Raw genomic sequence first — 16,832 nt, forward strand, 5'->3', positions numbered from 1 at the left:
ACCCAGCCCAGCTCAGCCTCGATCCACATCCCTTGAGCGTGCGCCCAGTCCGCGGCGGCCCGGGTCGCGGCGAGGTTCTCCGCGTAGGGCAGGCGCGACGCGTCGTACATCACGGAGCTGAACCCGGCGTCGGCCGCCTGGTGCAGCAGGTCCTCGCTCTGGATGTGGTCGAGGTGGAGCGCGACGGGAACCCTCGCCTGTTCGGCGGCGGCGGTCGCGGCGCGGGCCAGTGGGAGCAGCCGTCCGCCGCGGAACCTGACCGCGTTCTCACTGACTTGGAGGACGACCGGCGCTCCGGCGGACTCGGCGCCCGCGACGACGGCCTCGACGTGCTCCAGGCTGATGACGTTGAACGCGGGGACCGCGGTGCGGGCCGCGGCGGCCCTGGTGATCAGTTCACCGGTCGTGGTGAGCGGCACGACTCCTCCTGGTCAGCGGTTGGTCGAGTCGAGGATCACCGAACGGGTGAGGTGGCGCGGCTGGTCGGGGTCGAGTCCGCGGGCGGCGGCCACGGCCACCGCGAGCCGTTGGGCGCGGACGAGTCCGGCGAGCGGGTCGAGGCCGTCGGCCACCCACAACCCACCCGTTTCCCGCACCTGTTGAGCCAGCCCTTCGGGTGCCTCTCCGAGCATCCAGGTCGCGGTTCCCCGGGTAGTGATGCTGATGGGGCCGTGCCGGTACTCCATCGCCGGGTACGCCTCGGCCCACGCCAGCGAGGCCTCACGCATCTTGAGTGCGGCCTCGTTCGCGAGCCCGACGGTCCAGCCGCGGCCCAGGAAGGTGAACTGAGTGCAGTCGACGAGGCCTTCGGGCAGCGGGGTGTCCAGCACGGTACGCGCGTCGGCGACGGCGGCGTCGGCGTGCAGCCCGAGGTGGGCCCGCAGCAGGGTGAGGGCCGTGGTCGCGAACCGGGTCTGGACGACGGACCGTTCGTCGGCGAAGTCCAGTACGACGAGGTCGTCGGCGGCCGTCGCCACGGGCGTGTCCGGGTCCGCGGTGATCGCGACCGTGCGTGTAAGGCCGCGCAGTCGGCCCAGGAGGTCGAGGACCTCGCTGGTGGTGCCGGAGCGGGTGAGGGCGACGACCCGGTCGTACGGGCGGCCGTGCGGGAACTCGGAGGCGGCGAAGGCGTCCGTCTCGCCCTGGCCGGACCGCTCGCGCAAGGTCGCGACGGCCTGCCCCATGAAGTACGACGTCCCGCACCCCACGATCGCGACACGCTCCCCCGGCTCGGGCAGCACACCTGCGTGCCCCGCCGCCTCCGCGGCCGCACGGGTCCAGCACTCGGGCTGGCTGGTCAGCTCGTCCTCGACATGTGTCATGCCGTAACCCTTCCCCGGATGCTTGTTCTTGCAACATAACGCGCACTTTCAAGCACTATCAAGCATCAGCCCCTCGACGCGTGTGCGTTAGGGTCGCCGGGAGATCGACGTACGGAGGGTGCGGATGTCGCGCGACGCCCGTTGGAAGGCGCTGCTGGAACTGCTCGTCGAACGGGGCAGGCTGGACGTCGAGGAGGCGGCGGCCGAGCTGGAGGTGTCGGCCGCGACGATCCGCCGCGACTTCGACCAGCTGGCCGAACAGCAGATGCTGGTGCGCACCCGGGGCGGCGCGGTCGTGCACGGCGTGTCGTACGAGCTGCCGCTGCGCTACAAGACCGCCCGCCGCGCCTCGGAGAAGCAGCGCATCGCGAAGGCGGTCGCGGGCCTCGTCTCCCCCGGCGAGGCGGTGGGCCTGACCGGTGGCACGACCACCACGGAGGTCGCGCGCGCCCTGGCCGTGCGCGCCGACCTCACCTCCGGCTCACCGGCGCTGACCATCGTCACCAACGCCCTCAACATCGCGAGCGAGCTGGCCGTGCGCCCCCAGTTCAAGATCGTGCTGACCGGTGGCGTCGCCCGCCCGTCCTCGTACGAGCTCATCGGCCCGCTCGCGGACGGTGTGCTCAGCCAGATCACCATGGACGTGGCCGTCCTCGGCGTGGTCGCCTTCGATGTCACGCACGGCGCGGCGGCCCACGACGAGTCCGAGGCCGCGATCAACCGTCTGCTGCGCCAACGCGCCGAGCGCGTTGTCGTCGCCGCCGACTCCAGCAAGCTGGGTCAGCGGGCCTTCGCCTGGATCTGCGCCACCGAGGCGGTGGACACGCTGGTCACGGACACGGCGGTGGACGCCGGGACGGTGGGGCGGTTCGAGGAGGCGGGGGTGCGGGTCCTGACCGTCTGACCGCGCCCCGCCGGACGCGGCGTGTCCGGCGGGACCGGGTGGCCGGCCACCATGGAGCCGGTGGCCGGCCGACGTCGATCCGGTGGATCAACGGAAGTTGACGTCACTGCACAGGAAGTACGTCTGGTCCATGTGCGACGCCTGCCAGATCGTGTAGACGACATGACGGCCGCTCAGACCCGAGGTGCTCACGTCGATCGAGTAGTTCTGGCTGGGTGCGTACTTGCCGGTGCGGGCGACCAGTTGGAGATCGCTCCACTTCAGCGGTTGCGTGGTCGGGTCATATCCCTGGCGGGTGACGTAGACCAGGAAGTAGTCGGCGCCGTGACTGGCCTGGTCGTACAGCTTCACGGTGAAGTTGCTGCCGATGTCCGTGGTCTTCCACGCGCCCACGGCGTCCAGGGAGTTGTAACGGCCACCCTCGGTCCGGCCGCCGCTGCACAGCTGCCCGTCGGGAACGACGGCCGGGAAGTTGCCGGCGGAGCCGTCGCGGTACAGGCCGTTCCAGTTCCACATGGCGTTCGGGTTGTCCTGCCACGCCTGCCAGCACATCGGATCCTGCTGCGCCATGTCCGGGTTCTGGAAGTCGTCGCCCCACCGGAGCCAGCAGCCGTAGTTGCGGGACGCGGGGTCCACGACCGACCCGTGGGCGGCGGCGGTGCCGCTCCACGGGATCAGGCAGAGCAGTACCGCACCGATCACGCTCAGGAGGAGCGCCGGCCGGGACAGGGTCGACCTATCATGCGCATGACAATTCATCGCGCCTTCCTTCACATGTGGGGGATGTGATGCGTTCGGTTGTGGGGGGTGTGGGAGCGCAGGCCGGATGGGAGCGCTCCCACTTCGTTCAGAGTCCGCCGCGTGAAACAAGGCCGCAACATTCGATTGCGCCACTTCCTCGCGCTCGGTGGCGCGTTCGATGCGTTCGCGCGCCCCTCCCCGGCCGTCAGCCGTCGCCGTACCGTGGCCCTGCTCGGGCAGACGTCAACCGACGTGCCGGCGTTTCTCCGGTGGCCGGGAACGCGGCGTTGACAGCTCAGGCGACCGGGGGGACGGTGGTGGCCCGTCGTGCCCGGAGGTCGTCCATGGCTCCCTCGTCAGCAGTCGGCACCGATGCCGGCCTCGTCGAACGTCTGCGGGAGGTGCGGCCGCTCATCCACGAGCACGCCCTGCGCACAGAGCGGGAGAGACGGGTGACGCCGGAGGTCGTCGCGGCGCTGACGGAGGCGGGGGTCTACCGGATGAACGTCCCCCGGCGGTACGGCGGTTACCAGAGCGGGCTGCGCACCCAGGTCGACGCGCTGGCCGAGATATCCGGCGGGTGCGGTTCCGCCGGCTTCATGACCCTGATCCAGGCCGGCTGCGCCTTCATCGCGTCGCTCTTCCCCGACGAGGCACAGGACGAGATCTTCACCAGCCCCGACATACGGATCAGCGGCACCCTCATACCGGACGCGACGGCGGTCCCGGCGGACGGCGGCTTCGTGGTCAGCGGCACCTCGCCGTTCGCCACCGGCTCCCCGTACGCCGACTGGCATCTGCTGACGACCCGGATGGACTCGGGCGACGGGCCGCCCGAAGTGCTGTGGACGGCCGTCCCCATGGCCGAGCTGGAGGTCCTCGACGACTGGGACGTCTCGGGGCTGGCGGGCAGCGGCAGCAACAGCGTCGTCGCCCGCGACGTGTTCGTGCCCGCGCACCGCGTGTTACCCGTCGGCCCGTTGCTGGGCGGTGTGTTCCCGTCCAAGTCCAACGCCGACGACGCCTTCTACCGCATGCCTGTCCTGCTGCTGTTCTGCGCGTGGACGGCGCCGAACGCGCTCGGCCTGGCCCGGACGGCCCTGGCGGAGTTCACCGAGCGGATCCACCGCCGGGGCATCACGTACACCTTCCACGAGCGCCAGAACGAGGCCGCGGTCACTCATCTGCAGGCCGCCGAGGCGGCCATGAAGATCTCCTGCGCCGAGCTGCTGACCGCCGAGTTCGTGGACCGGATCGAGGCCGGTGCGGCGAGCGGCGAGCCGTTCAGCGAGGAGGAGCGGGCCAGGATCCGGGCGCAGAGCGGCTATGTGACACGGCTGTGCAAGGAGGCCGTCGACCTGATCGGCTCGGCGTCCGGCGCGTCCTCCCTGCAGCGGAAGGTGCCCGTCCAGCGGGCCGTCCGCGATCTGCACGCCCTGAGCCTGCACTCGTTCGTGAACCCCGCCACCAACCTGGAGCTGTACGGCCGGGTCCTGTCCGGGCTCGACGCCGGTACGCCCTTCCTGTAGCGGTCCCGGCGGCTCACTGTCCCTGTGGGGTGGTCACCGGCCGGTCCTCCCTCAGTTGTGCGAAGAGCTGCCGTGCCCTGGGCATGTCCCACTTCACCGCTGTGCCCTTGGACGTGGCGAACGCCGGGTCGGAGACGGGGACGTTGATCTGGCGTCCGTTGCCGCCCGTGACCTTGCGCATCGCCTGGAACAGCGACGTGATCTCCCGCAGGCCCGTGCCCTCGTCCACGGTGAGGGTGTCGAGGCCCGCGCCGAGGGTCGGGAAGACCTTGGCCGGGTTGAGGAGCGTGTCCGGAGTGGCGGTCTTCTCGGCGAGCGCGGCGAGGAACTTCTGCTGGTTCCGGGTGCGGCCGAGGTCGCCCTCGGCCTCCTGCTTGCGCTGCCGTACGAACGCCAGTGCCTGGGCTCCGTCGAGGGTCTGGCAGCCCTTCTGCAGGTCCGCGCCCGAGTTCTTGTCCTTGATGGCCCGGTCCAGGCACATGTCCACTCCACCGACCGCGTCGACGATGTCGACGAAGCCGGCCAGGCCGATCTCGGTGTAGTGGTCGATGTGCAGGCCGGTGTTGCGTTCGACGGTCCTGATGAGCAGATCGGGGCCGCCCAGTGAGAACGCCGCGTTCAGTTTGTTCGGCTGGTCGCGGTAGCGCCTGCCGGTCTCCGGGCGCAGGAACGACGGGATGGTCACCCACGAGTCACGCGGCAGGCTCATCATCGTGGTGCCGCCCGCGCCGGTGTGCACCAGGATCATCGAGTCGGTGCGGCGGCCCTCGGTCGAGCCGGTGCGCAGTTCCTTCCTGGCCTGCTCGGACAGACCCTCACGGCTGTCCGAGCCCACGATCAGGTAGTTGGTTCCCCGGCCGCGCGGCGCACGGTCCTTGAGGGTGCCCAGGTCGACGTCCTGGTCGAGCTCGGTGTCGGCCCACACGTACGCGCCTGCCGGGGAGACGAGCAGCGCGGCGACCGTGAGGATCGCCAGCCGCACGGCACAGCGGCGCCGGGTGGGGCGCCGCCGTGCGGATCTGCCACTGCGGTCGGGGCCCCCGCCTTCTTGGGATCGGGCGCGGCGCCCGTGGGGGCGGCGCACCACGTCGGTGCGGCCCGCGGCAGTGGACGATGGCATGCCCGGCAGGGGCGCCGTACGTGCCGGGGGCGGGGACGATCTCCCGCCCGTCACCCAACCCTCACCGGAGCCGGCGGGCTCCGTCACTCCACCACCGCCCCGCTCGTCGCCCGGCAGACGGTCAGTCCACTCGCTCATCGGCCCGTACAGTCCCTCACCACATCGGGATCACCTCGTCGGCAGGCTCTTATACGGGGCCCCGCCGCCGATCTGTTCAGCGGCCGTCCCGGAACGCCGCATGCGGTGCCACTTCAGCCGGCTGCCGAGGAACAGAGCGACCAGGGACTGGACGACGACCAGGTACATCAGCTGCCGGTAGACGAAGAACTGGAACGGCAACGACCACAGGGTCCGCAGCCCCTCGCCGTCGAGCCTCAACGCGTAGCGGGCGCTGACCAGTTGGGAGCCCATGAAACCGAGCCAGACCCCGGCCGACAGCCAGGGGTCGAGGAACAGCACACCGTACAGGGCGAACACGTCGATGACCGGGGCGAGCAGCGGCAGCGCGACCTGGAAGAGCGCGATGTACGTGAGTCCGCGCCGCCCGAAGCGCCCGGCCACTCCCCGGGCCAGGACGGCACCGCGGTGCTTCCACATGGCCTGGATCGTGCCGTAGCACCAGCGGTACCGCTGCCGCCACAACTGACCCAGCGAGGTGGGCACTTCGGTCCAGGCGACGGCGGACTCCTCGTAGAGCACCCGCCAGCCCGCCCGCCACAGCGCCATCGTGAGATCGGTGTCCTCGGCGAGGGTGTCCTCGCTGACGCCGCCGACACTCACCAGCGCGTCCCGGCGGAAGGCGCCGATGGCGCCGGGGACCGTGGTCATGCACTCCAGGACCTCGAACATCCGGCGGTCGAGGTTGAAGCCGAAGACGTACTCCAGGTGCTGCCACTTGGCCAGCAGGCCGCGACGGTTGCCGACCTTGGCGTTGCCGCTGACGGCGCCCACGGCCGGGTGCGCCAGCGGCTGAACGATCCTGCGGACGGCGTCCGGTTCGAAGACGGTGTCGGCGTCGACCATGACGATGATGTCGTACCGCGCGTGAGCCAGCCCGGTGTTGAGGGCGGCCGCCTTGCCCGCGTTGGCCTGACGGACCACCTCCACGCGCGGATCCCCGACGCTCTCGGCGATGTCCGCGGTACGGTCCGTCGAACCGTCGTCGATCACGATGATCTGCAACTGCTGGTGGGTGGAGGCCAGCAGGGACAGCAGTGTGGACTCGATGCCGGCCTCCTCGTTGTACGCCGGCACGAGCACCGTCACCGGTTCGGTCACCTCCGGCAGCCAGGGGGCGCCGGGGCGGGAGCTCTCCAGGCGGCGGACATGGGCGCGGGCGAAGAGGCCGAGCAGTGCCAGGCGCAGCAGTCCGAGGCCGCCCGCGATCGCGAGGGTCCACGTCATGGCGGTCACGAAGGCGCGCCCGAGTTCGGTGACCCGGATCAGGGCGGTGCCCTGCCATCGGTCGCCCGTGGTCGTGGCCGTGTACGGAACGAGCCTCAGCCCCGCCGACACGGTGGTGAAGCGGTCGACGTCCGGGTTCCTGAGGAGGCTTCTCGTCTGCTGGTAGGCGATCGACGTCTGGCTGAACTGGCGGACCAGGCCCTGTGCCGGCCTGCGGGACGATCTGTCGGCGGTGACGAGCACATAGCCCCGGCCGGTGGCCTGTCGTGCCGCCCGCCACTCACGGCCGCACAGTGTGTCCGGTGTGGTGATCCGCGGCATCCGCAGCAGGTTGGGGCGCAGGCCCGCGGCGCCCGCCAACGCGGTCCGCGTCAGGTCGAGTTCCGCCGAGAAACGGGCGGAGGACGCCTCGCCCAGGACGGCACCGGTGTAGGTGTTCGAGCCGATCTCGTGGCCCTCGGCGCGGATCCGCCGCACCAGCTCCGGGTGACGCGCCGCCTGGGAGCCGTAGAGGAAGAAGGTGGCGCGTGCGTCGTACTGTCGCAGCAGGTCGAGCAGGCGCGGGGTCCAGACGGGGTCCGGGCCGCCGTCGAAGGTGAGGGCGACGGTGCGGGCGGGCATCGAGGCGGTCTGGATGCCGCCCTCGTTGATGCCGATCACGGGTCCGCCGCGTGCCACGGCGTCCGGTGCGGGCGAGGTGCAGGGGGACCGTGTCTTCGCGGCGTCGACCTCGTGCGTGGTCCAGCCCTCGAAGAGCAGGACCGCGAACATCACGGGGAGGACGAGGATGAGTATGAGCCAGTGCCCCCGGGGGTCACGGGACTGTTTGTGGCGGCCCTTCACGGGATGCCGTCCCCCCTCTCGGCCGGGGTGCGACGGCAGGTGGCCGGCACGCGGCCGGTCCGGCGCCCTCCCCCACCCGCCGGGACGGGCGGGTTCCCTCTTCTCCGCCCACGGGTGCCGGAACGTGGTGGGCGACAGGTAAGCGTCTTCAACTGCCTGTGGGGGCTTGCGTGGTGCATGGGGCGCGAGTGTAGTTACCGACGCTCGCGTGCAGGGCCCCAACGACGAGTCTCACAGCAGTCGGCCCGCGGGCGTGCGGGCCCGCCGCGGGCTGCTCGGTGCTCCTCAGTGCTCGTGATCGGCCGACGGCTCTGCCGAGCGCGCGTCCGTCGGCGTTTGCGTTCCGGATGCTCCGGCCCGGACCGTGAACGCCGCGGTGTGGACCTTCCCTTCGTGCTGGAAGTCGAGGAAGAGGCGGTACGTGCCGCCGCTGGGCGCGGTGGCCGTGAACGAGATGCCGGGTCCGGGCCGGGTCCTGCCGTCGCCGGGCTCGCCGTTCGGGTGGACGTGCAGGTAGGCGAGGTCACCGGAGCGCAGGGCGACGAGGTGGCCGTACGCGCCGAGGTAGGGCTGGAGGTCGGTGACGGGCTTGCCGTTCCGGGAGACGTTCAGCTTCAGTTCGCCCGCCTTGCCCGGGCGCAGGCCTCCGTCCAGCTCGACCTCGTAGCCGTGGACCTCGGCGGCGGTGTTCGGGGCCGGCAGGTCCTGTGGTTCGTAGGGGCCCGAGGTCGCCAGGTCCGCGCCGAGGGTGAGGTTCTCGGCCCCCTTCTTCGCCGGGGTGAAGTCGGCGAAGACCCGGTAGCCGCCCGCCCGGGGCAGGTCGACGGGTGTGCTCCAGGTGCCGTCGGCGGCTCGTGTGGGGTGGAGGTGCCGGTAGGTGACCAGGTCGCGCGAGGCGAGGATCAGGTGGAGCTCCTTGTCGTGTTCGCGCCGGTAGGAGGTCACCGCGCGGCCGGAGTCGTCGCGGATGACGAAGCGGAGGTCGGTGCGCTGCCCGGCGGCGGCGCGCGGGGTCCGGAGGTCGAGGGTGTAGCCGCCTTCGGAGATCTGCAGTCCACCGGCCGGGGCCGCTTCGTGCCCGGAGTGGCCCCCGCCTCCCTCCTGTGCGGGTGGTGGGCCGCTGTGCCCCTTGCCGTGGGCGGCGGGCGCACTGTCCGCGACGACGGGCTCCACGCTCGTGCCCACGCCGTAGGCGGTGCCGAACGTCGCGGCCAGCGCGGCGGCGAACGCGGTGATCTTCATCCCGGTGTTCATGATCGTCTCCTTGGGGGCTGGGCCTCTCCTGCCTGAAGGGGAGGCCTCGATGCACTTCAAGGTACCCCTAGGGGGTATGAAGTCAAGCCCTCGGAGCGGCTTGCGTCAGATACCCCTCAGGGGTATACAGGACCTTGGGAAGCATACCCCTGCCCCGTATCCAGCCCAACCGCAAGCACACCCACCGGAGGGAACCCCATGTCGTCGTCCTGCTGCTCCACCCAAGGCACCTGCTCGACCGGCACCGCCGGCACGGCGACGGCCACGGAGGCCGTCACCACCGTGTACGCCGTCTCCGGCATGACCTGCGGCCACTGCAAGGCCACGCTCACCAAGGTCATCGGCGAGCTGGACGGCGTGAGCGGTGTGGAGGTCGACCTCGACACCGGCCTCGTCACCGTCACCAGCGCCACCGAGCCGGACGACGCGGCCATCGCCGAGGTCGTCGACGAGGCCGGCTACGAGCTGACCGGCCGGGCCTGACCCGCACGCCCCGCACCGCCGGGGCCCGGACATCCCCCGGGCTCCGGCCGTCCATCCCGTACGAGGAGCAGCCATGACCACCACCACACCCGGTACCGCGGAAGTCGAACTCGCGATCGGCGGTATGACCTGCGCCTCGTGCGCGGCCCGGATCGAGAAGAAGCTCAACCGCATGGACGGGGTCGAGGCCACCGTCAACTACGCCACGGAGAAGGCCAGGGTCACGTTCCGGGAGGACGTGGCGGTGCGGGAGCTGATCGCCACGGTCGAGGCGACCGGCTACACCGCGCGGGAGCCCGCGCCTCCGGTACAGGCCGAGACCCCCGGTGGTGAGGGCGGTTCGGCGCAGGAGGACGACGGGCTGGGGCCGCTGCGGCAGCGGCTGGTCACGGCCGTGACCCTGGCGGTGCCCGTGATCGTGATGGCGATGGTCCCGGCGGCACAGTTCGAGTACTGGCAGTGGCTGTCGCTGACGCTGGCGGCGCCCGTGGTGACGTATGCCGCCTGGCCCTTCCACCGGGCGGCGTTCACCAACGCGCGGCACGGCGCGGCCACCATGGACACCCTCATCTCGGTCGGTACCTCGGCGGCGTTCCTGTGGTCGCTGTGGGCGCTGTTCTTCGGCACTGCGGGCGAGCCGGGCATGACCCACCCCTTCGAGCTGACCATCGCCCGCAGTGACGGCGCGGGGAACATCTATCTGGAGGCCGCGGCCGGTGTGACCGCGTTCATCCTGGCCGGCCGCTACTTCGAGGCCCGCTCCAAGCGCAAGGCGGGCTCGGCCCTGAAGGCACTGCTGGAACTGGGCGCGAAGGACGTCACCGTGCTGCGCGCCGACGGCAGCGAACACACTGTCCCCACCGCCGAACTGACGGTCGGTGACCGCTTCCTGGTCCGTCCCGGGGAGAAGATCGCCACCGACGGGATCGTCGTGGAGGGCACCTCGGCCGTCGACGCCTCGATGCTGACCGGTGAGTCCGTGCCCGTCGAGGTCGTCACCGGCGACAGCGTCACCGGTGCCACGATCAACGCGGGCGGCCGTCTGGTCGTCGAGGCCACCCGGGTCGGCGCCGACACCCAACTGGCCCGGATGGCACAACTGGTGCAGGACGCGCAGAACGGCAAGGCCGCGGCCCAGCGGCTCGCGGACCGGATCTCCGCCGTGTTCGTCCCCGTCGTGATCGCCCTCGCGCTGGGCACGCTCGGCTTCTGGCTCGGCAACGGCGCCGGGCTGACGGCCGCGTTCACCGCCGCCGTCGCCGTACTGATCATCGCCTGCCCCTGCGCCCTGGGCCTGGCGACCCCGACCGCGCTCATGGTGGGCACCGGACGCGGCGCCCAGCTCGGCATCCTGATCAAGGGCCCGGAAGTCCTGGAGTCCACCCGCCGGGTCGACACCATCGTCCTCGACAAGACCGGCACCGTGACCACCGGCCGGATGACCCTGCGCGCGGTGCACACCGCCGACACCACCGACGAGGCCGAAGTCCTGCGGCTGGCGGGCGCCCTGGAGCACTCCTCCGAGCACCCGATCGCCCGCGCCGTCGCCGACGCGGCCCGAAGCAAGCTGGGCTCGCTGCCCACGCCCGAGGACTTCGCCAACATCCCCGGCCTCGGAGTCCAGGGCATCGTCGACGGCCACGCCGTCCTCGTGGGCCGCGAACGTCTGCTCGCCGAATGGGCCATGGAGCTGCCCGCCGATCTGGAACAGGCCAAGTCCCTGGCCGAAGCAGCCGGACACACCGGCATCACCATCGCCTGGGACGGCGAGGCCCGCGCCGTCCTCGAAATCGCCGACGCCGTCAAGGACACCAGCGGCGAGGCCATCGACCGCCTGCGCGCCCTGGGCCTGACCCCGATCCTGCTCACCGGCGACAACCGGGCCGTGGCCGACTCCGTCGCCCGCGAGATCGGCATCACCCCCGAGAACGTCATCGCCGAGGTCCTGCCCCAGGACAAGGTGGATGTCGTCAAACGACTGCAGAGCGAGGGCCGTACCGTGGCGATGGCCGGGGACGGTGTCAACGACGCCGCGGCACTCGCCCAGGCCGACCTGGGTCTGGCCATGGGCACCGGCACCGACGCCGCCATCGAAGCCGGCGATCTGACCCTCGTACGCGGCGACCTGCGCACCGCCGCCGACGCCATCCGCCTCGCCCGCCGCACCCTCACCACCATCCGCACCAACCTCTTCTGGGCCTTCGCCTACAACGTGGCCGCCCTGCCTCTCGCGGCGGCCGGCCTCCTCAACCCGATGATCGCCGGGGCGGCCATGGCCTTCTCCTCCGTCTTCGTCGTCGGCAACTCCCTCCGCCTGCGCTCCTTCCGCGCCACCGCCTGAACCGGCCGCAGCGCTGCCCGGGTTCCGTCCCGGACAGCGCTGTCGCCTTGCCGGAGCAGGTGAGGCCACGCCCGCCACATTCCGGACGAGCCCGCTCTTAAGGGATCTCGGCCCGGTCCGGCCGGGCGATGCCCGATGATGGGCGCGTCATGACCATGCTCCTCCGTACGCCGACGCACCCTGCGCCCCTGCCCGTCCTGCGGGCGACGGTGTTCGCGGTCGTCGGGACGGTGCTGGGGGTGAGCGCCCACCATCTGGTCGCCGACGGACCGGCTCCATGGCGGCCGGGCGCCGCGGCGGCCGTCGTGCTCTTCGGCGTGGGACTCGCCGGCACCCGGCGCCCGCGCTCCCTGGCCACGGTGGTGGCGACGTGCGGTGCCGCACAGGTGGGGCTGCATCTGTGGCTGACGGCGACCGGGCCCGCACACCACGCGGCGGCCACGGGAATGTCCGGGCACGCCCGGCACGGCATGAACCCGCCCGACTCACTCGCCATGACGGCCGTCCACGCCGGGGCGGCGCTGCTCGTCGCCGTCCTGCTGCACCGTGCCGACGCGGCCTGCTGGTTCCTGGCCCGTGGCGTGGTGGAGACCGTCGACTCCGTCCGGGCGCGGATCGCCACGGTCCGGGCCCTGTTGAGCGACCGCCGAGCTGCGGCGGAACCCGGACTGCCGGTCCCCGTCCGGGCATGGCTGGAGCGACCACCGCCCAGGGGTGCGGTGCTCGCGGACGTGATGGTGCGGAGGGGACCTCCGCGGGCGCGGCTCACTCTCGCCCGCTGACCCCGCCGGAGCGGCTGCCACGCCGCCCGTGCCTTCCCCCTGCCTGGAGACACCCATGCCCCGCACCACCCGCAGGCCCGGCGGTATCCGCCGTACGGCCCTCGCGGCCGCCGTCGCCGCCACCGCCGTCCTGTTCACCGCCGGTCCGGCCGCCGCCCATGTGGAGGTCCGGTCCGACGACGCCCAGGCCCTCGCCCAGAACGTCGAACTCACCTTCCTCGCCGAGTCGGAGTCCGCCACGGCCGGCATCTCCGAGCTGCGCGTGATCCTGCCGGAGGGCCTCGAACCCACCGACGTGACGTACGGCGAAGGCCCCGAGGGCTGGAAGCTCACGGCGAACAAGGACGGCTTCACCGTCAAGGGCACGGCCGTCAAAGTCGGCGAGGACGCCGAACTCTCCGTCGTCGTACGGCAGTTGCCCGACGCGAAGGAGCTGGTGTTCAAGACCCTGCAGACCTACAGCGACGGCAAGGTCGACCGCTGGATCGAGCTGGGCGAGTCCGGCGGCGACGGCCACGGCCACGGCAACACCGCCCCGGTGCTGAAACTCAAAGCCGCCGCGCCCGGCGCCGAGCCGGTCAGCCCGTCACCGAGCGAGGCCGAGACCGAGTCCGCCTCCCCGACGCCGAGCGCCGAGCCGACCGAACCCTCGGCCTCCCCCGCCGCCCAGGCGACCGCGGACGACGACAGCGGTCTGTCGGCCGGTGCCTGGACCGGCATCGGTGCGGGCATGATCGTCGTGGCGGGTGGCGCCTTCTACCTCGTACGGCGTCAGGGCCGCGCCCAGGAGTAGAGGTGACTGCCGCACCACGAAGCGCCTATGTCGTGGGCGGCTGATGTCCGAAGCGTGCCCCGTCCCATGCGGAGACCTGGGGATCCGGTCTCCGCTGGGCGGTGGTGCGCGGCGGTGCGGGCTCGACGGTCGCGTCGGGCTCGCCCGTGCGCCCGAGCCATGCCCGCAGGGCCTCGCGCAGCTGGTCCGCGACGGCGCGGTGGGAGGTCAGTCCGGCGAGGTTGTCCAACTCGTAGGGGTCGGCGTGCAGGTCGTACAGCTCGGTCTGGACGTAGCAGGTCGCGGTGGGCTCGTGCCAGGCGTCGGCTTCCGGTGCGGCGACCGCGTACTTCCAGCGGTCCGTGCGCACCGCCCGGCCGACGTGGTCCTCGCTGATCTGGACGTACACCTCGGCGGGACGGCCGGGGTCGGTGCCGCCGCCGGTCAGCGGCAGGAAGGAGCGGCCCTGCATCCCGTCCGGCACCGGTAGGCCGGCGGCCTGAAGGAGGGTGGGTGCCAGGTCGACGGTGCTGACGGGGTGGCGGATTCGGCCTCCGCCCGTGAATCCGGGGCCGGTGAGGGCCAGCGGGACGCGCACGGACGCCTCGTGGGCGGAGCGCTTGTACTCGCTGTTGCGGGTACGGAAGTGCGAGCCGTGGTCGGCGGTCCAGGCCAGGACCGTGGTGTCCGCGATGCCGAGGCCGCGCAGTACGTCGCGCAGCCGGCCCACGCCTTCGTCGACCCGTTTGATCTGGCCGAGGTATCCGCCGAGGTGGCGGTGGGCGCCGCCCTGCGGTGCGGCGGGGCTGAGCGCGGCCAGGTCCGGGGGCAGCCAGCTGCCCTGGTAGCGCTCGCGGTAGCCGTCGGGCGCCGGGTGGTCGTCCGTGCCGTTCTGGTGGTGGGGCTCCAGGAGGGACAGGAAGAGCAGGAACGGGCGGTCATGGTGGTCGGCGACGAAGCGGATCGCGGCGTCGACCAGGGCGTCGGAGCGGTAACCGGGGAGCCGCACCGGTTGCCCGGCGCCGTCGTACAGCACCGTGCGGTAGGCGTCCGAGGTGAACTCCAGCCGGTCCGAGGCCAGCCACTCCTGGTAACCGCCGCGCCGCTCGGGCGGGACGGGGCCGTCCGGCTGGTCCTCGCCCGCGAGGTGCCATTTGCCGATGTAGCCCGTCACGTATCCCGCCCGAGCGAACTCCCCCGCCAGGGTCGGGATGTCCGGTGGCAGGGCGAGACCGTTGCGGAACACGCCCGTCGCCGTCGGGAAGCGGCCCGTCTGCAGCGACGAACGGGCCGGAGCACACACGGGGTTGGGGGTGATCGCCTGCTCCACGTGGGTGCCCTCTCGGGCGATCCGGTCGAACTCCGGTGTCACGTCGGCCGGATTGCCGTGCACTCCTGTGGTGTCCCAGCGCTGCTGGTCGGTGAGCACGACGATCACCGAGGAGCGACCCAACGACCCTGCGGAGTCCCGCACTTCATCGGGCGCGCGGCTGTACGCATCCGCCTCCATGATTCCTCAGCATAGGGCGCAAGGGCCGGGATCGACCCCGTGCCTCCCGCTCGGCCAGGGAGACTGCACGGCGGGTACGGGGCTCACACGATCCGGATCACGTGCTTTCCGCGTACGCCGCCGCGCTCCAGCGAGCGGTGCGCTGCGGCGATGTCGGCGAGCGGATACTCCGTGTCCACGACGGGCCGGATGGCTCCGCTCTCCGTGAGGCGTGTGAGCTCGGCGATGAGGGTGCGAGTGGGATTTTCGCTGAAGAACCGTACGCGGCGCGGACCGAACACGGTCGACACGAGCAGGTACGACAGCGAGGCGGCCAGGTTCTCGGCGTCGAAGGCGATCGCCACCATGCGCCCTCCGGGGGCCAGGAGGCGCCGGTAGGCGGGGTGCGCGGTGCCGACCGTGTCGAGAACGACATCGAACCGGCCCAGGTCGGCCGGACCGGTGGTGGCGTAGTCGAAGGCCTCGTCCGCGCCGAGGTCCCGTACGAAGTCGAGGTGCTTCGCCCCGGCGAGCGCCGTGACGTGGGCGCCGTAGGCCTTGGCGAGCTGGACGGCGACGCTGCCGACGCCGCCGCTCGCGCCGCGGACGAGCAGCCGTTCGCCTGCCGTGAGACGGGCCTTGTCACGCAGTGCGGTGATGGCCGTGGTGCCGACAGCAGGCAGCGCCGCCGCCTGGACCAGGTCGAGGCCGCTGGGCGCCAGGGCCAGCTGACGCGGAGCCACCGCCACGAATTCCGCGGCGCTGCCGAAACTGCGGGGCAGCAGCCCCCACACCCGGTCACCCGTCGCCAGACCCGAGTCGGAGGCACCGGGGTCGACGACTTCTCCGGCGAAGTCGATCCCGGTGCGCTTCGGGAAGCCGCGTCCCATCAGCCCGGTCGCCAGGCGCACCTTGCCCGCCCGCCCCAGCAACTCGCCACCGTTGACGCTCGCGGCATGGACGCGCACCAGGACCTCCCCCGGTTTGGTGTCCGGCTTCGGCACGGTTCCTTCATAGAGCACGTCCGGAGGGCCGTACCTGTCGTACAGGGCTGCACGCATGTCACTCACTCTTTCCACTGCCTCAGTCGATCGGCCGTGGCCGGACGCCCTGTGGACGCCGAACCGCCGGTGCCAGTGACGCTAACTCCGCAACCGGAGAGGTCAGTCCGGTTGAGCTAAGGTGAGAAACATGCCCGCCGGTTCATCTCGGATGAAGCCCTCTTCTGCCGCCGTGTCCCCCCGGGAGCCGGGTCGGCGTGCGGACGCACGGCACAACCGCGGCCGCATTCTCGAAGCGGGCCGCGCCTTGTTCGCGGCGCGGGGCCTCGACGTGCCGATGGCGGCTGTCGCCCGCCGCGCCGGTGTCGGCGTCGCCACCCTGTACCGGCACTTCCCCACCCGTGAGGCGCTGATCACGACGGTCTTCGCCGACCAGATCACGGCCTGTACAACGGTCGTCGACGACGCGCTCGCCGAACCCGACCCGTGGGACGGCTTCCGCCTGGTCATCGAGAAGATGTGCGTCATGAACGCGCTCGACCGCGGATTCTCCGCGGCCTTCCTGACGGCGTTCCCGGACGCGACGGACTTCGAGAGGGAGCACGTCCGCGTGGAGCGGGGATTCGCCACCCTCGTACAGCGAGCGAAGGACACCGGGCGTTTGCGCGCCGACTTCGAACGGTCGGACCTCTCGCTCCTCCTCATGGCGAACAACGGCATCACCGCCGGATCCACGGAGGCCGCGGTGGCGGCGTCCCGTCGGCTCGCCGCCCTCCTGCTCCACTCCTTCCGTGCCGATCTCACGGACCGAACCGCCCCCCTGCCGCCCCCGGCGCGGCTCGCCCCC

General features: G+C 71.7%; 15 protein-coding genes. 7 read left to right on the forward strand and 8 right to left on the reverse strand.

What is annotated here, in order from left to right; all coding sequences use genetic code 11:
• Both FPZ41_RS35870 and FPZ41_RS35875 read right to left on the reverse strand, forming a co-directional pair.
• The coding region (locus FPZ41_RS35870) for a class II fructose-bisphosphate aldolase (protein ID WP_322621146.1) at window positions 1-419 on the reverse strand (419 nt) is incomplete at its 3' end.
• A 12-nt stretch (window positions 420-431) separates the two neighbouring features.
• Window positions 432-1,322: an SIS domain-containing protein gene (locus FPZ41_RS35875; RefSeq protein WP_152867746.1), complete on the reverse strand. Its 891-nt coding sequence runs from the start codon at window positions 1,320-1,322 to the stop codon at window positions 432-434.
• Between the two features lie 124 nt (window positions 1,323-1,446).
• On the opposite strand from FPZ41_RS35875, the gene FPZ41_RS35880 reads away from it, so the two are divergent.
• Window positions 1,447-2,226: a DeoR/GlpR family DNA-binding transcription regulator gene (locus tag FPZ41_RS35880; RefSeq protein ID WP_152867747.1), complete on the forward strand. Its 780-nt coding sequence runs from the start codon at window positions 1,447-1,449 to the stop codon at window positions 2,224-2,226.
• A gap of 87 nt (window positions 2,227-2,313) precedes the next feature.
• Here FPZ41_RS35880 and FPZ41_RS35885 read toward each other — a convergent pair whose 3' ends face one another.
• Complete coding sequence (locus FPZ41_RS35885) at window positions 2,314-2,985, reverse strand: lytic polysaccharide monooxygenase auxiliary activity family 9 protein (RefSeq protein ID WP_152867758.1); 672 nt, start codon at window positions 2,983-2,985, stop codon at window positions 2,314-2,316.
• A 326-nt stretch (window positions 2,986-3,311) separates the two neighbouring features.
• Between FPZ41_RS35885 and FPZ41_RS35890 the strand changes: the two genes are divergently transcribed.
• Window positions 3,312-4,496 carry a flavin-dependent monooxygenase gene (locus FPZ41_RS35890; protein WP_152867748.1) on the forward strand — a complete coding sequence of 395 codons (1,185 nt, stop codon included), beginning with the start codon at window positions 3,312-3,314 and terminating at the stop codon, window positions 4,494-4,496.
• Between the two features lie 13 nt (window positions 4,497-4,509).
• Here the strand turns inward: FPZ41_RS35890 and FPZ41_RS35895 are convergent, their stop codons facing one another.
• From FPZ41_RS35895 to FPZ41_RS35905, 3 genes are all read right to left on the reverse strand, one after another.
• Window positions 4,510-5,754, reverse strand: a complete 1,245-nt coding sequence (locus tag FPZ41_RS35895; RefSeq protein ID WP_152867749.1) for an LCP family protein — start codon at window positions 5,752-5,754, stop codon at window positions 4,510-4,512.
• A 30-nt stretch (window positions 5,755-5,784) separates the two neighbouring features.
• Window positions 5,785-7,863, reverse strand: coding sequence for a glycosyltransferase (locus tag FPZ41_RS35900; protein WP_322621147.1), 2,079 nt, complete (start codon window positions 7,861-7,863; stop codon window positions 5,785-5,787).
• A gap of 285 nt (window positions 7,864-8,148) precedes the next feature.
• Window positions 8,149-9,117 carry a hypothetical protein gene (locus FPZ41_RS35905; RefSeq protein ID WP_152867750.1) on the reverse strand — a complete coding sequence of 323 codons (969 nt, stop codon included), beginning with the start codon at window positions 9,115-9,117 and terminating at the stop codon, window positions 8,149-8,151.
• A gap of 198 nt (window positions 9,118-9,315) precedes the next feature.
• Between FPZ41_RS35905 and FPZ41_RS35910 the strand changes: the two genes are divergently transcribed.
• From FPZ41_RS35910 to FPZ41_RS35925, 4 genes are all read left to right on the forward strand, one after another.
• Window positions 9,316-9,600 (forward strand): heavy-metal-associated domain-containing protein, encoded by a 285-nt coding sequence (locus FPZ41_RS35910; protein WP_152867751.1) that lies wholly within the window; start codon window positions 9,316-9,318, stop codon window positions 9,598-9,600.
• A 73-nt stretch (window positions 9,601-9,673) separates the two neighbouring features.
• Window positions 9,674-11,941, forward strand: a complete 2,268-nt coding sequence (locus FPZ41_RS35915) for a heavy metal translocating P-type ATPase (RefSeq protein WP_152867752.1) — start codon at window positions 9,674-9,676, stop codon at window positions 11,939-11,941.
• Window positions 11,942-12,090: 149 nt separating this feature from the next.
• Window positions 12,091-12,723, forward strand: a complete 633-nt coding sequence (locus FPZ41_RS35920; RefSeq protein WP_152867753.1) for a hypothetical protein — start codon at window positions 12,091-12,093, stop codon at window positions 12,721-12,723.
• 55 nt (window positions 12,724-12,778) lie between these two features.
• The gene (locus FPZ41_RS35925) at window positions 12,779-13,516 is read left to right on the forward strand and encodes a DUF1775 domain-containing protein (protein WP_152867754.1); all 738 of its coding nucleotides are present in this window, start codon (window positions 12,779-12,781) and stop codon (window positions 13,514-13,516) included.
• 25 nt (window positions 13,517-13,541) lie between these two features.
• Here the strand turns inward: FPZ41_RS35925 and FPZ41_RS35930 are convergent, their stop codons facing one another.
• Together FPZ41_RS35930 and FPZ41_RS35935 are read right to left on the reverse strand one after the other, a co-directional pair.
• Entirely contained in the window at window positions 13,542-15,005 is a 1,464-nt protein-coding gene (locus tag FPZ41_RS35930; protein WP_152867755.1) for a sulfatase-like hydrolase/transferase, read from the reverse strand.
• 83 nt (window positions 15,006-15,088) lie between these two features.
• Window positions 15,089-16,045: an NAD(P)-dependent alcohol dehydrogenase gene (locus FPZ41_RS35935; protein WP_152867756.1), complete on the reverse strand. Its 957-nt coding sequence runs from the start codon at window positions 16,043-16,045 to the stop codon at window positions 15,089-15,091.
• A gap of 130 nt (window positions 16,046-16,175) precedes the next feature.
• Between FPZ41_RS35935 and FPZ41_RS35940 the strand changes: the two genes are divergently transcribed.
• The coding region (locus FPZ41_RS35940) for a TetR/AcrR family transcriptional regulator (RefSeq protein WP_152867757.1) at window positions 16,176-16,832 on the forward strand (657 nt) is incomplete at its 3' end.

The sequence above is a fragment of the Streptomyces acidicola genome (assembly GCF_009377235.1).
Classification (GTDB): domain Bacteria; phylum Actinomycetota; class Actinomycetes; order Streptomycetales; family Streptomycetaceae; genus Streptomyces; species Streptomyces acidicola.

Coding starts and splice junctions, on each gene's coding strand:
- FPZ41_RS35875 (WP_152867746.1), bottom strand. CDS start 1,322: ATGACACATGTCGAGGACGAGCTGACCAGCCAGCCCGAGTGCTGGACC.
- FPZ41_RS35880 (WP_152867747.1), top strand. CDS start 1,447: ATGTCGCGCGACGCCCGTTGGAAGGCGCTGCTGGAACTGCTCGTCGAA.
- FPZ41_RS35885 (WP_152867758.1), bottom strand. CDS start 2,985: ATGAATTGTCATGCGCATGATAGGTCGACCCTGTCCCGGCCGGCGCTC.
- FPZ41_RS35890 (WP_152867748.1), top strand. CDS start 3,312: ATGGCTCCCTCGTCAGCAGTCGGCACCGATGCCGGCCTCGTCGAACGT.
- FPZ41_RS35895 (WP_152867749.1), bottom strand. CDS start 5,754: ATGAGCGAGTGGACTGACCGTCTGCCGGGCGACGAGCGGGGCGGTGGT.
- FPZ41_RS35905 (WP_152867750.1), bottom strand. CDS start 9,117: ATGAACACCGGGATGAAGATCACCGCGTTCGCCGCCGCGCTGGCCGCG.
- FPZ41_RS35910 (WP_152867751.1), top strand. CDS start 9,316: ATGTCGTCGTCCTGCTGCTCCACCCAAGGCACCTGCTCGACCGGCACC.
- FPZ41_RS35915 (WP_152867752.1), top strand. CDS start 9,674: ATGACCACCACCACACCCGGTACCGCGGAAGTCGAACTCGCGATCGGC.
- FPZ41_RS35920 (WP_152867753.1), top strand. CDS start 12,091: ATGACCATGCTCCTCCGTACGCCGACGCACCCTGCGCCCCTGCCCGTC.
- FPZ41_RS35925 (WP_152867754.1), top strand. CDS start 12,779: ATGCCCCGCACCACCCGCAGGCCCGGCGGTATCCGCCGTACGGCCCTC.
- FPZ41_RS35930 (WP_152867755.1), bottom strand. CDS start 15,005: ATGGAGGCGGATGCGTACAGCCGCGCGCCCGATGAAGTGCGGGACTCC.
- FPZ41_RS35935 (WP_152867756.1), bottom strand. CDS start 16,045: ATGCGTGCAGCCCTGTACGACAGGTACGGCCCTCCGGACGTGCTCTAT.